The sequence below is a fragment of the Streptomyces sp. P9-A2 genome (genome assembly GCF_036634175.1).
GTDB lineage: Bacteria > Actinomycetota > Actinomycetes > Streptomycetales > Streptomycetaceae > Streptomyces > Streptomyces pratens.
In genome coordinates this window covers 1-13,713 of the sequence record NZ_JAZIFX010000002.1, presented here as the reverse complement: position 1 = coordinate 13,713, position 13,713 = coordinate 1, and the positions used below count along the sequence as shown (strand labels likewise).

The following is a 13,713-nucleotide window of genomic DNA, read 5'->3' as shown; positions in this document are numbered from 1 at the left end:
CGCCGATCAGGCTGGCCTTGAGAGCGTCGGCGAGGGAACCTTGAGGCATCGACGGCGGGATACGCCTCGCACCAATCCCTTCCCGAATTACCCGGCTTGGGTGTCTCACCCCTACCTTCCTGGAGCTGTTCATGTCCGTCCTCCCCCTGCCCGGCGCCAGCCCCGAGCCGCCGGCGTTCTGCGCCAGCCACCTCCCTGCCCGCACCCAGCCGAGTCGGCTGGGCATCCCCGAGGTCGTGGTCATCGTCGTGGTCGTCCTGGCATCGGCCGGACTGGCCGCCGGTGACAGGCCCGTGCCGGCCGCGCTGGTCGTGGTGGCCGCCGCAGTGGCCGACCTGATCACCGGCCGCCGCTCCAGCGACGTTGCCAAGCCCTCCCGCCGCCGCAGCCGGTGAAGATGGGCCGCCCCACCAAACCTGTCGCCGCCGGCATCAGCCCCCGGCTGCGGGCCCTGGCCGTCTACCTGCGCCAGCTCAAGGACGAGACCCGTACCACCTACGCCACACTGTCCGAGCGCACCGGCCCACCGAACGCGCCCGGGTATCGCGGAGCCTCCACCCTCAGCCAGGTCGCCCGCGGCACCCACTTGCCCCCGCTCGAGACCGTCCTCGCCTACGCCCGCGCTGCTGGCGATCCCGGCAGCCACTCCACGCAGCGGCGGGAAGCGACAGCTCTGAGCCTGTGGAAGGCAGCTGCGATCGAGAAGGCCCGCCCGCACCTGGCCGGCCGAGGCCGACGGACCCGGCAGATCCGCACCCCCGCCTCTCTGGGCCAGGAACTGACGCGACTGCGCCTGAGGGCCGGCCGGCCCTCTTACAGCGCCATCGAGAAGGCGACCAAGGCCGACGGGCACCGTGTACCGCGTTCGACAGCCCACCTGATCCTCAACGGGAAGGTCCTGCCCAGCCGAGAGCAGCTATCCGTGCTCCTGAAAGCCTTCGACGTGAGCGTCGTGGACGCCGCCCAGTGGCATGCGGTCCTCGACCGCATCGAGGACCGCCGGCGACCGCCCGAACCGCCCCGGCGAGGCAGAGGGTACGCGTGCGCGGACGCCGACCCGGCCGTGCAGGAGTACCTCGAACGCCGCGAGCGCGACGAGGAGATCAAGCGACGCACCGGACAGATCCATCCGGACGAGACGTACGAGGACTACGAGGATCGGATACGCGATCGGCAGTCCAGGGACGACTGGCTGTACGAGGACTACGACGAATTCGAGGGCGAAGGCGAGCCGGAAGACGAGGCTGAAAGGCAAGCGCGGGCCGCCGAGCAGGCCGCCTTCCGTGCCCAGTTGAAGGCCGTGGCAGAGCGCGCCACTCCCACGGGGCGCGGTGCCGATCACGCCTGACACCTCCCGGACCACCTGCCTGCCATCCTCCTGGGCAGGACCGGGCGTGAGCATCCACGACGTCAACCGTGGCGTTACATAACTTGGGGCAACGTTATGTAACGTCAGCTAGACTGGGGTGCCAGCGTTACATTTTTGTGGCGCGGTCGTTCCGCATCTGCTGGCGGCCGCTCCCGAGCCGACTGCCCGAACTTCCCCTCACAACCCGCTTGCCGCTTCTGCTTTTGGAGTCCCCGGGTGTCTTCCTCGCATTCATTCCATACCGCCGATGAGGCGTCTTCCGGCGCGGCCGTGCCGGACAACCCCGCCCCCACTGCCCCGCCTGCAGCCTCAACGGAGGAGCCGTCCGACCCGGCTCCGCGCTGGGCGGGCAACTGGCCCCTGAGTTTCCCGACGCCTCCCACTTCGTCCGCAGCGACCACGACAGTCTCCGAAGACGCCGGCCGCCGACACGGCGAGAACACTCCCGAGTCAGTCGAAGGCATGTTGGAGGCCCCGGGAACAACTCCCACCGCCCCTGACGCGGAAACACCACACACCCTGGCGCGCACCGGCCCAGCGACGCTGCACGAGGCCCGCAGCACACTCAAGCAGTTGATCGACGCAGCCATCCAAGGGCAACCCACGCCCCTGACGCGCGGCCCGCACCACGCACTGCTCACCACCCCCGCCCACGCAGCCAAACTGGGCTGGAACCTCACTCAAGCCCCGACCCACAGCTTCGCGGACGCCCGCAAAAAGCTCGGGGACCTGATCCAGTACGGCGCCGAGGGCCACCCCCAGGTGCTGCGCCGCCACAAGACCCCCGTCGCCGTCCTGCTCGCCGCAGCCGCGGACGGCACTCCCATCCCGCCCGCACTTCAAGCCGAGCCCGCACCCGACACCGCGGCTCCGGCTGCAACGGCAGCCCCAGACTCCGCCGCAACACCCCCTGAGGGCCAGCAAGCAGTCCAGAACCCCCTCCCGACCACAGCAGCCGAAGTCGAAGCAGCCAAAGACCTCGCGTCCGCGCCGACAACTCCTCCTGCCGAAGCGACTGCTGCACCCACCACGCCTTCGGAGCCACGGTCGGAACCGGCACCAGCAGCCCAAGACACCCCTGCACCTGCCCAGACGCCCCCTGCCTCACCCGGTTCCACCCCAGCCACATCGGCCCCGCCCGAGCCGGGTCCGTCGGCCCCCACTCCCGCGACGCCCGGTACCGGCCACGAGACCGGCATCCCGGCCAGCGGCCCGCCAGCCGTCACTGCGCCGCGCACCCTGCGGCGTCTAGCCGCACTTGCGCAAGCCCTGGACACCGTCCTCCCGACCACCGGCCCCACCGGTGAAACCACCACCCCCACACCCCTGATGGGCCTGCCGACGGGCATCCGCGCCCTCGACGACGCCCTCGGCGGCCTCCAGCCCGGCCGCTTCTATCTCATTGCCGCCGCCCCCGGCGCCGGATCCAGCCTGATCGCCACCGCTGCCGCACGCACCAGCGCCCTCGAGCAGCACCAGCCCGTCCTGTACGCCGCCTCCGGACTCACCCGAGCCGACATCGCCGCACGCATCGTCGCCGCGCACCTGCCCGTCGACTACCACCGCCTGCGAGCCGGCCGCCTCACCCCCACCGAGCAGGACGACACCGCAGCCCTCCACCACCACCTGGCCCAAGCCCCGCTGTACATCGACGACGGCACCGACCTGACCACCGACGCGATCACCGAAAGCGTCCCGGACCTGCCCGGCCTCGCCCTGATCGTCGTCGACCGCCTGCAAACCACCGAAGACCCCCGGCTGCCACTGTCCGGCCCGTCCCAGATCACCGACGCCGCCCAGGCCCTCGCCCACCTGGCCCGCACTCACGAGCTGCCCGTCCTCGCCGCCGTCGACACCGACGACCCTCAGCTGATCGCCGCGCTCAGTCTCGACATCACCATCACCCTGGCCCGCGACGCCGACCAGATCCACGCCACCATCACCGAACGCGATCTCGGCCCGCAGGCCACCCTCACCCTCCACGCCGACCTCGCCCACGCCCGCATCACCGACCCCTACGCCAGTCCCACTGCCACCACCTCAGCACCACAGACACCACCCCCAGCCGCGCCCCCGTACGCTCCCGCACCGACCACGCAGACGCCTCCCCAAGCCCCCACCAGCCCATCCCCGGACCCCACGCCCACTCAGCCCGCCCCACCCAGGCCATCGCCCCGCCGCACCACACCGCCCCCGTCCCAGAACGGCTATGCCAACCGGGACTACAGCTACTTCACCGGCATGATCACCCGCGCCGTCGACGAAGCCCTCCACGACCACGACGGCGACATCGCAGCCGCAACCGAAGCCCTCGTGAAAAAGGCCGTACCGAACGCAATGGCCCTATTTGAAGCGACTCGCGTCGGCGGAAATTACGAACACACCGTCTACCCGGAAACCCTCGAATTCCTCCGAAAGAAAACCAAGGACGGCGCCGACGAAATCTGGGAAGGCCGCCACAACTGGACCAACACCCACCTCATGGACGCCCTCCAAAACGGCACCCACCCCCCGATCACCGTCAACGCCCTCGACACCAACGCCAGCTTCCTGTCCGCCTTCAAGACCCACCTGCCCATCGGCGCCCTGATCCACGACCCCCACGGCGGCTTCGACCCCAAACGCTCCGGCATCTACCGCCTCCCCACCCGCCCCACCTGGCACCACCCCAACCTGCCCGACCCCATCGGCAACCGCCGCGAAGACGGCCCCGTCCTCCTCGACGACGCCACCATCCGCCTCCTCATCCGCTGCGCCCGCCTCGGCCTGTGCGAACCCCCGCACATCACCGAATGCTGGACCTCCGGCGCCAGCGAAGGCCTCCTCGAAAAATTCCGCCGCGTCCTGACCGAGGCCCGCACCGACGCCCTCAAAACCGACGACACAGTGACCGTTGAATACATCAAATCCATGTACTCGAAATTCACCTCCACCATCGGAGAATCAAGCGTCAACCGCGAAATCCGCCGACCCGACTGGATGCACATCATCCGCTCTCAGGCATTCGCCAACCTCTGGTACAAATCCCACCGGGCCCACAACAACAGCCTGACCGTCGTTCGCGTCCGCGGCACCGACGAACTCCACGTCACCGGCGACTGGCGCACGGTATTCACCGAAGGACGCCTCACCACCCAGATGAAACAAAAAGACCAGTACCATCTCCCGAGGAAGAGCGCCCGATAAATGTCGACCGACGGATGGAAGAACTTCGGAAACTACGGCGCAGACCGCGATCCCGGAAACGTCCACGGCAAAATCGCCCTCGCCCGTGCCCTCGAAGACGCCCTCGAGCGCATGATCATCGACGGCGGAATCAAATCCCCGGTCGACACCCGCCGAGGCCTGAAAGCCCGCATGCGCTATCTCACCACCACCAAAGGCGGCCCCCAAGCCCTGACCGACGCCGGCATCCACGCCGCCCCCACAACGATCCGCGCCTGGACCCGCGGCACCCAACGCCCGCGCCCGGCCAACCTCGAAGCGATCGACACCGCCTACTGGAACCTTCGAGCCCACAACGTGCTCACCAACCCCGGCGCCCTCAAGCAACACCTCAACCGCAACGGCCGCGGCACGCGCATCGAGATCCACCCAGTCGACCAGACCGCCGTCGACGAGCCACGCCGCCGAGACAACCTGAGGATCCAGCATCGGCAAGTCCGCTACATCTGGGACGCCGCCGTCGACGCCCTCGTCGCCAGCGACCTGGACACCATGGAAGACCTCTGGGACGACGTCATCGCCGAACTCGACTCCGACTGGGGCGCCTACACCTACGTCTCCTACATCGGCATCGGCGCCTAACACGACCGCCGACGATCTGCGGGGCAGTATCAGTCGAACGTCGTTGTCCGACGTCAGTGGCGCAAGCACGGCGATCTGGTCATTGACGCTGACAGGTAGTGCTCACTTCTTTGCTGGTATGAGTGACGAAGAGCCATGTCATTCTCACGCCGATCGCCAAGCGGGTCCCGGTCTTGCTGCTCGTCCACCCGCCGCGCGCCGTGGCGAGGCCCTACGACGGTGTCGTCCGCTGCGCCCCGGCGGAGCGGACGACGAGGTGACCCGCCGGCCGTACGGTAGGCAACCCCCATCCAGCCCCTGACGGGCCGTCGGGTGAGATCGCGCAGGTCGCAGTCGGTTGGATCGGAAAGACCGTCAACTCGCGTGCTGCGCCCGCTCGGACGGGCGTACTCTTGTGCCATCGTCGCCGCCGAGGGCGGCCTGTTGCGCAGCCGGTGGACACCGCGGTATCCACCGGCAAGACCTGAGTACGCCGCCTGCACGTCACGGGGCGGGTACCCCGGATCCGCCTGCGGGTCACCGAAGCGACGCCGGGTCAGCCCAGCGACGGACCGCGGTCCTCACCGGGCGGGCACGGGTGCGTTGCGCTCCGATGGCGCTCTGCTCGCGTACGCCGGTCACCGGCCGCGAGCCCGCCTCGCGCCGGCCCATTCGATTGAGGCCCTGTGAGCACCATCGACATCCCTGACGAGCACGACGACATCGACGGTATCGAGGTCATTGACATCCGCTCCGGCGATCGCTCGACACCGTTCGAGCACCGCGTCGAGCCGGTCAGCAAGACCACCAAGGCGATCAAGTTCCTCGAGAGTCACCCCGACGTCCAGATCTCCCCCGCCGCAGTCCGCCGGATCGCGTTCGGAGCGGTCGAGCCCGGACTCCTCGAAGGCGCCCGCCTGGAGCGCCACCGCGTGGAGACCGGCTGGCTGAGCGTCCTCACCTACCGCGCGTACACGCTGCTGCTGTCCCCCGCGATTGAGAACGACCGGCTCCTCGACGAGGCCCATTACGCGGCCGACCCGGACACCAGCGACCAGCAGCGGGTCCTGTCCATGCCCACCGCGCACGACACCGACGCCACCCTCGTCTACGCCGACGCCATGGACGACCTCCTCGCCGCCATCGACCGGGCGTCCAAGAGTGTGAGGAAGAACAACCCGCAGGAAGTCGGCCGACGCATCGTGGAGCGGCCCCTGACAGCCGTCCCCGCCACCTTCCTCAACCCCGGACGCCACCCCGACGACGACCTGAGCCTCGTCGACGGCAACAGCCGCTGGGCGTCCTGCACCGCCGACATCAAGGTCCCGGCCAGCTCGATCCGCCCCACCAACGCCAAGGACCCCGACAGTCTGCTTCCGTCCCACCTCATGCGGCTTCCCCTCGCCGAGCGGCGGGATCTCGTCCGGGAGATCGTCAAGAACGCCCACCGCGACATCAATGCCAACACCGGCACGAGCAGGGCCGCCCGTGCCAAGCGCGACCAGGCCGCCAGGCTCCTCAACGCGATGACCGTCCCGGTGCAGGTCATCGTCGGCTACACCGACGACCACCCGACCATGGGCATGGGACGCTTCCCTGTCGCGGTCCGCTCGCTGCTGATGCGCATGAACATCGGAGTGAGGGAGTTCAAGGAGCCCTCGAAGAACGGCGTCACCGCCGAGGAGATCGTCACCGCCCTGTTCGACGCCGGCGAACTCGGTGACAATGCCCAGGTCGTGAGGGACGTCCTCCTCGGCCGCACCGACGTCACCGACGCCATGAAGTCCCTCGGACTCAACCCCGCCCTCCGCGACCTGCGGTTCACGTTCGTCGTCCAGCAGCTCACCCGCAAGGAGCCCCGGCTGAACGCGGTCATGGCGGCGAAGCTCGACAAGCGCAGCCTCCAGGTCACCCACCGCAGCGGCCCGATCGTCGAACTCGGCCTGCGCTCGTACTCCAGCCTCCCCAAGGAGAAGCTGGCGCCTGTGCGCACCGCGCTGGACACCGGCTGCCTGTGGCAGGCCCTCGCCGACCACGAGTGGCCCGTCGAGAACATCGACAACGACAAGGCCGTGGACGACCTCCTGGAGCGCGCCGACAACGACGACATCCCTGCCCGGCTACTCCTCGGCGTGCTTGCCATGGTCACCCTCGTCACCAGCGGCTACCTCCTCGCGCCCGGCGGCTCCGCCGAGCAGATCGTCGGCAACATCAAGGTCATGCGCGCTGGCGTCGGCACGGTCATCAAGACCGTCCTCGACACGAAGGAGGGCCGGCAGGTGCTCGCCGACGCGATCAAGCGGATCCGGGCTGGCCTGCACCCGCAGTGGTGGGCCGACGGCCACCTCGTCGAGCAAGACGGCTGGAAGGGCAGCGACTTCAACGCCCACCTGCGCCTCGCCGCCAACCACGGGTTCGCCCGCGAGGGCTACCAAAACGATCCCACCGCCACCGAACTGGAGGACAAGGCCCTCACAGCCTTCCAGACGTCCCTCACCGCGGCCAGCGCCGACCTCGACGACCTGATCGCCCTGCGCAAGATGAACGGCACCACCACCGAACTCTCCTGGACCGTCGTGGAGCCGTCCTTCAAACAGCTCAGTTTCATGGGCAACGACCTCGCCCGCATCGCCGAGGGTGAGCCGCGCTGATGACCGACACCACCTGGGCCGGCGTCGTCACCGTCACCGACGAGCGGTACACCATGCTCGCCCGGCTCGCGGGCCAGTGGCTTGTCGAACCACAGCCCGAGCCGATCCCCATCGGCGAGGACTCCGGGTACGAGGACAAGGCCATCTACATCGCGGTCAACCGCAACGGCAACGCCTGCTACTGCGGGAAGACCGCCCCCACCCGGGCCCTGAACCGGGGAGCCGCCGCGACCAGGCTCAGCCAGCACATCAACACCAGCGCGTCGAAGCGGGACGAGTGGGTCGAGTACTGGGTGATCCCGCTGCGTGCCGCCACCCCCGGCCACGTCGTCTCCGCCCTGGAAAGAACCGTGGCAGCCCGCCTCGGTATCCCCCTCGTGCACCGGACACGCATGCCGCGCCGGCGCACCTGACCCCCGGCCGGCCGAAACCACAGCCGGCACCGGAAACACACATGGGCCCCCGGCACCGTCCTTCCGGTGCCGGGGGCCCATGTGTGTTTCCGGTGCCAGGGCCAACGGCCCCGGGCCCGCACCCGAGAGACCAGGGTTCCGAAAGGGCCCGGCCTTACCCCGCAACCGGCCCCGACAGGGGGCACGCCCCCGCCGGCCAACGGCCGGCCTCTATCCCCGATCGAAGTGCTGCTCCCCGTCCGCCCCTTGCCGCGACTGCGCACCAACCTGACCTTTCACGCACGCGCCCATGCGAGAGCGTGCGGCTGTTCGGCGACGCCCGCCATCTGCCGCGCCCCGGACCAGGCCGTACAGCCGGGTCCCGAATGGGACCCGGCTGTGACGAGCACCAGCTGGCCGTGTCGTACGACCGCCTCGCCTCGCGGTGCGCGCCGGAAGCGGGCAGGGCGGTGTCGGCGGCCGACGCGGGGGAGAGGAGCGGCAGGCAGGCAGGCCGGGCGGATCCGCCATAGCCGGTCCGCCGGTGGTGGCCAGCGGGTCTACGGTGCGGGAATGAGCGACGAGGTGGCGCCAGCCGGCGCGAGCGTGCTGCCCGAGGTCGACGACGTCCTCGCGGACGCCCTGACGGCGCAGGGGGAGGCGGGCGTACGGGCGTTGGAGCTGCTGCGGGACGCCCACCGGGTCCTGGCCGGGGCGGGTTTCGTACGGCCGTCTGAGGTGGCCGCGGCGTGTGTGCGGTCCGCAGCGGACGCGCTGCTGGGCCTGCCCGGCGCCCCGGTCACGGTGGGACTGAAGCCCGCAGCGGAAGGCTTGCTGGCCGCAGTGGATGCCGTCGCGCCCTCCGCCATCGAGGCTTCCGGGTCGGCCAGCGCCACGCCCTCGGTCGGTGAGGCCTTCCCGCCCGACGGGCCGCCCGCCGAAGCCGGTTCGGCCGGCACCGCCGCCGCCGACGACGCAGCTGGTGGCGCGTCCGCCGGGGAGAGCGCGGCGTGGGAGCGAGTGACGGCCGCCGCGGACGTGCTGCGCGACGAGCTCAACCGCCCGGGCCGGTATCACCAGGCGCGGGCGCGGGGCATCGTCGAGCGGCTGATGAAGGTGGAGCTCGGTGCGGCGCAGGAGACGGCGCTGGATGTGTGGGGGACCGTCTACGGGGTGGCCTCGGGGATCCTGCACGGCCGTGCGGCCCACGCTGGCGAGGCCGCCGTCCTGTACGCGGACATCCTCGGCGCGGCCCGCAACCTGCTGGTACCGCTCCCGGACCGTGCAGCCCGGGTGCTGGAGCTGGTCGCCCTCCAACACCCGGAAGCCACCGAGGCGAAGGAGCTCGCCGGCTGGGCGGACCCGCGCGCCACCGACTTCTTCTTCCGCTCCGGCCCGGCCACGGCGTGGCTGAATGTGCTGCAGGAGCACGCGCCGCACCTGCTGATGCCGGACAGGGCGGCCAGCGGACGGTGGCCGGCCGCCCCGTTCCTCGACCACGTCGCCGCCGCAGACTCGGATGTCGTCCGCACCTGGCTGAGCGAACCAGCCGACCAGGGTGCTCCCGGTGTCCTGCGGGCCCAGCAGATCGCCGCCACCGGCCGCCTCGCCCTGGACGCGCTGCTGGGCCTGGCTGTAGGCCACTGGGACGCTGTCGATGCCGTCCAGCTCCAAGCCGTGTTGGCCAGCCCCGGTGCCCGGGACGGGGGCGGTCTGGAGGTGGGGGCGACCCTGCGCCGGGCCGCGAGGTGGGCCCGCGTGGTTCCGCGCGCCGAGCGGACGGGGCCGTGGATTGGTGTGGTGGAAGGGCTGCTGACCGGCGCGATCGAGGACGAGCACACCGGCCACCTGGCACTGCGGACCGTCGCCGAACGCGCCGCCGCCGAGACACAGACCCCCGGCGCCGCTGCAGGGGAGCCTGCGGCGGCCGGTGTGGTGGACGAGAAGGAGATGCGCGAGCTGGCCGCCCTGGAGGGCGCGTCCCGTCTACCCGACCACGACGTCGCCATGCTGGTACGGGAGTTGGCGTGCACCGCCTACCCGGCCGGCCGCCGCGGCCCCGCGCACCGCAACATCGGCGCCGTCCGGGTGGTCCTGGCCAAACTGCTCGCCCAAGATGTCGAGTTGACCGCCGAGGAGGCCCGGCCGGTCGTCTTCCACGCCGACCTGGACCGGGTACGCGTCGGTGACACCGCGGCGTTCGGCGGGCCGCGGCTGGCGCGCGCCGTGCTGGACGTGGCCGCGGCGGACGCGGACGCCGGCACCGGCCTGGCCCAGCGCACCCGCCAGTTCCGGCGGGTGGCCAGCCTCGATGCCCGCCTCCACACCCGCCTGATGGCCGCGCACCTCGCCCACCGTCCACCGGCCGCTGGCGCCCTGGACGGCCAGGAATGGTGGCAGGAAGGCCTTGCGCTCGTCCCGCAGGCCCTGGCCGCCGGTCCCGACCCGGAGCCGGCCCGCCTCGTCGAGCTGGTACTCGCCGCCTGCCCGCCCGAGCACACAGCGCAGCTGGAGACGGACGTCCGTACGGCCCTGGGCACCCCGCCGCCCGCCGCCCTGGTCGAGGAGGTGCTGCCCGCCGACGCCGACCAGGTTGACGGGAGGGCCGAGCCGCTCGCCAGCTGGCTGCGGGTGTGGGACTGGTCGTCCGTCCTGACCTCCACGGTCCTTCAGGGCTGGGAGCCGTTCCTTCAGGCGCTGCGCCGCCTTGAGCCCGCCGGCCCGTCCGACCCACGCGCCCAGGCCGTGCTGGAACCGAGCAAGACCACCACGGCCCTTCAGGCCGAGAACCTGGTGGAACTGGCGGCCGGACAAGGGCCGGTGGCCACCGCGGCCCGGATCGCCGCCGCCCCGGACGCCGGCGTCGACGGGTACGCGATGGTGCTGCACCGCCTCGTCGCCGCCGACCCGGCCGCCTGGACGACCGACGTGCCCGCCGTCCTGGCCGCCCTTCAGCGGCCGGAGCTCGCCGCGTTCTACCTCGCCGCGGCAGCTGCCCACGCCGACCGCCCCGGCGCCTTCCCGGACGGTGCGCTGCCAGCGGCCGTCGCTGCAGCGCTCGAGGTACGCCGCGGCCTCGGCGAGATCGCCCCCACCGTCGGCTCCGACGGCGTACGGCGCCGGCCCGCCGGGGTGTTCTTCGCCGACCAGGCGCTGTTCGACCTGCTCACCGCTGCCTGGCGCGCCGATGCCCTCGCCGGTGACCAGGACAAGGAAGCCATGGCGTACCTGAAGGCACTGGTCGCCCCGCTCACCCGTCCCGCCGGGGCCACCGTCCCCGCCACGGAGACCAAGAACGGCACCACCACCTCGGTCGCCGCTACCCCGATCGACAGCCCGGGCGCCGCTGCTTCGGGAACCGCAGGAGAGGCGACGACGCCGACGCTGGTGGGATCGGATCCGGAAGTCCGGGCGCTGGGCTGCCTGCTGGAGTACGCCGTCCACCGGGCCCGTACCGCCAGCGAGATGCCCCAGGACGTCCTGGACACGGTCGCCGATGTCCTGACGCACGCTGGCCAGGAGGCGGTGGCCACCGCGATCGGGGTGCACCTGCCAGCCCTGCACCGATACGCGCCCGCGTTCGCCGCCGCCCACCGCATCCCCCTCTACAGGATCGAGCCCGGCCAGCCGTCGCCAGCCGCCTCCTGGCTGCGCTGGGGAGGCCTCGACGGGCAGCTCCTCGCCGCCCTGGACCGCGCCGAGCTCCTCGCCGCACTGCGCGCCGCCGTGCCCGGCACCGCCGAGCACCTCGCGAACGCTCTCCTGGACGACCCCGCCCTCTTGGGCGAACCCCCCGCCTGGTGGACCGAGTTGGTGGCCGGCCCCGGCGGCGGCGTGGCCACGGTCTCCCGCCTGCTGGAGGCGATCGCCGCCCGCACGCCGCACACCGGCGATGGCCCGCTCCTGCCGGCCGAGCAGGCGCGGGTGGGGTCGGCGGTGGACCTGTGGCGGGCCGCGCTGGCAGCCCGCCTGCCAGCGGGCACGCTCGCCGGCGCGGGCGCCTTCGCGGACGCGGCCATGGAGGAGATGCTGTGGCTTGAGCTGATGCGGGCGAGCGCCGAGCACTCCCCGGCCCTGACCGACGCCGACCTCGTCGCCGACCGCGCTGCCGCCCTCCCCGATCACGCCGACGCCCTGCTCCTGGCGGCGCTGCTGGTCGCCCAAGCGCCCGGAACGTGGAGGGAGACGGCTATACGACGCAACGCCCGCACCCTGCTGGACGCCGCAATCGCCCTGCCCCCCAGCGAACGCCCCTGCGGGGTGCAGGAGCTGAGGACGGCGCTGGTCAACGCTGGCGACGTCGGCGCTGCTGCTCTCCGGTGAGCCACCCGGCGTCGCGCTCGGCCCACCACGGCGCCAGCCCATAGCAGTTCACGAGCACGAGTCTGAAGGGGCCGATATGCTGGGAATCCGCGTCCACATCAACGGGCCTGCCGGACAGAAGATCGACGCCGAACCGAGGAAGGCGTACGACGTGGAAACGCTGCTCCGGGACAGATCCGGCCCCCGGTGACGTGATGTCACCGGGGGCCGGATCGTGGTAGCGGGGGCGGGATTTGAACCTGCGACCTCTGGGTTATGAGCCCAGCGAGCTACCGAGCTGCTCCACCCCGCGTCGGTCTGACCAGGATAGTGGACGCCAGCGGGACCGGCAGGGTATTTCGCGCTGCGGCGCGGCGGAAGCTGCGTAGCGCGGTGCCGGCGGCGAGGGCATGGGCCGTGTCACGACCGCTCTCCTCGGCGGCGCCCTAGTACAGGCATCCGGCCGGGATAGCGGATTTGAGGACGTTGCTGGAGGTTCTGGACATCGCCCGGGTCTGAACGGTCGTACCGACGGCACCGGGCATCTGCTCCCGCTCTGATGGTCTGCGGGGCCGCGTCAGCCGAACGTCGTCGTCCGAGCGTTAGTGGTGCAGGCACGGCGATCTGGTCATTCAAACTGACGGGTAGCGCGAAACCCGAGCACAAGAATATCGAGCTCCGAATTAGATCCTGATATTCTGCTTCGTGACATAATGATTCCCCCTTTGGAGAACATCCTCTGGAGAGAATCGGTGCAGAATACCCAACACCCCACCAGAAGGCAGATAATGTAACACGAGTGAATACACCAGAAATGTGTACCGCTCTCTCGGCGAGTTACATAATTCCTCAAGCGTTTCGCAAGAGGTCCAGACCACTATTACCAACACGAAGAGTAGCCGTTACGTAAATTATGTACCGACCTCGAGAGCGTTACATAATGACACACATCAGGTGAAGGAGAGGTGCCCGGAGGGCGCTTCAACGCAAGTCACCCCCCTCGCCGCTAGCAGTCGTCGAGCAGCCAAGAGGTAAAAGAGCATTTCAAAGGCGTATGAGAGGCACCAAAACCCAACGATGCCGCTACTCGAATTATGTAACGGTCTAGCGTGGCCGGCCCCGGTCTCCTCTAGCTGCCTGTAACGCTGCGGAGCAGCGTTACAAATCGTCGCGGAGCGACGTGCAACTCTCCGTCACGTAGTGACGGCGCGTC

The 13,713-nt window shown here is 70.4% G+C and carries 8 protein-coding genes and 1 tRNA gene; 8 read left to right on the top strand and 1 reads right to left on the bottom strand.

Annotation, left to right across the window (positions count from 1 at the left end):
• Positions 1–131: 131 nt before the first annotated feature.
• The 8 genes from V4Y04_RS37250 to V4Y04_RS37215 all read left to right on the top strand — a co-directional run bounded on the left by V4Y04_RS37250 (position 132) and on the right by V4Y04_RS37215 (position 12,521).
• Entirely contained in the window at positions 132–395 is a 264-nt protein-coding gene (locus V4Y04_RS37250) for a hypothetical protein (protein ID WP_332433172.1), read from the top strand.
• A 2-nt stretch (positions 396–397) separates the two neighbouring features.
• Positions 398–1,348: a helix-turn-helix domain-containing protein gene (locus tag V4Y04_RS37245; protein WP_332433171.1), complete on the top strand. Its 951-nt coding sequence runs from the start codon at positions 398–400 to the stop codon at positions 1,346–1,348.
• Positions 1,349–1,942: 594 nt separating this feature from the next.
• Positions 1,943–4,555: a DnaB-like helicase C-terminal domain-containing protein gene (locus V4Y04_RS37240; protein ID WP_332433170.1), complete on the top strand. Its 2,613-nt coding sequence runs from the start codon at positions 1,943–1,945 to the stop codon at positions 4,553–4,555.
• Positions 4,556–5,176, top strand: a complete 621-nt coding sequence (locus tag V4Y04_RS37235) for a hypothetical protein (RefSeq protein ID WP_332433169.1) — start codon at positions 4,556–4,558, stop codon at positions 5,174–5,176. It abuts the gene before it with no gap.
• A 122-nt stretch (positions 5,177–5,298) separates the two neighbouring features.
• Complete coding sequence (locus V4Y04_RS37230) at positions 5,299–5,436, top strand: hypothetical protein (RefSeq protein ID WP_332433168.1); 138 nt, start codon at positions 5,299–5,301, stop codon at positions 5,434–5,436.
• Positions 5,437–5,841: 405 nt separating this feature from the next.
• Positions 5,842–7,806 carry a hypothetical protein gene (locus V4Y04_RS37225; RefSeq protein WP_332433167.1) on the top strand — a complete coding sequence of 655 codons (1,965 nt, stop codon included), beginning with the start codon at positions 5,842–5,844 and terminating at the stop codon, positions 7,804–7,806.
• On the top strand, positions 7,806–8,219 hold the full coding sequence (locus V4Y04_RS37220) for a hypothetical protein (protein ID WP_332433166.1): 414 nt from the start codon (positions 7,806–7,808) through the stop codon (positions 8,217–8,219). The genes V4Y04_RS37225 and V4Y04_RS37220 overlap by 1 nt, the downstream gene beginning before the upstream one ends.
• A 552-nt stretch (positions 8,220–8,771) precedes the next feature.
• On the top strand, positions 8,772–12,521 hold the full coding sequence (locus V4Y04_RS37215; RefSeq protein WP_332433165.1) for a hypothetical protein: 3,750 nt from the start codon (positions 8,772–8,774) through the stop codon (positions 12,519–12,521).
• A gap of 215 nt (positions 12,522–12,736) precedes the next feature.
• Here V4Y04_RS37215 and V4Y04_RS37210 read toward each other — a convergent pair.
• A tRNA-Met gene (locus tag V4Y04_RS37210) sits at positions 12,737–12,813 on the bottom strand.
• Positions 12,814–13,713 lie beyond the last annotated feature (900 nt).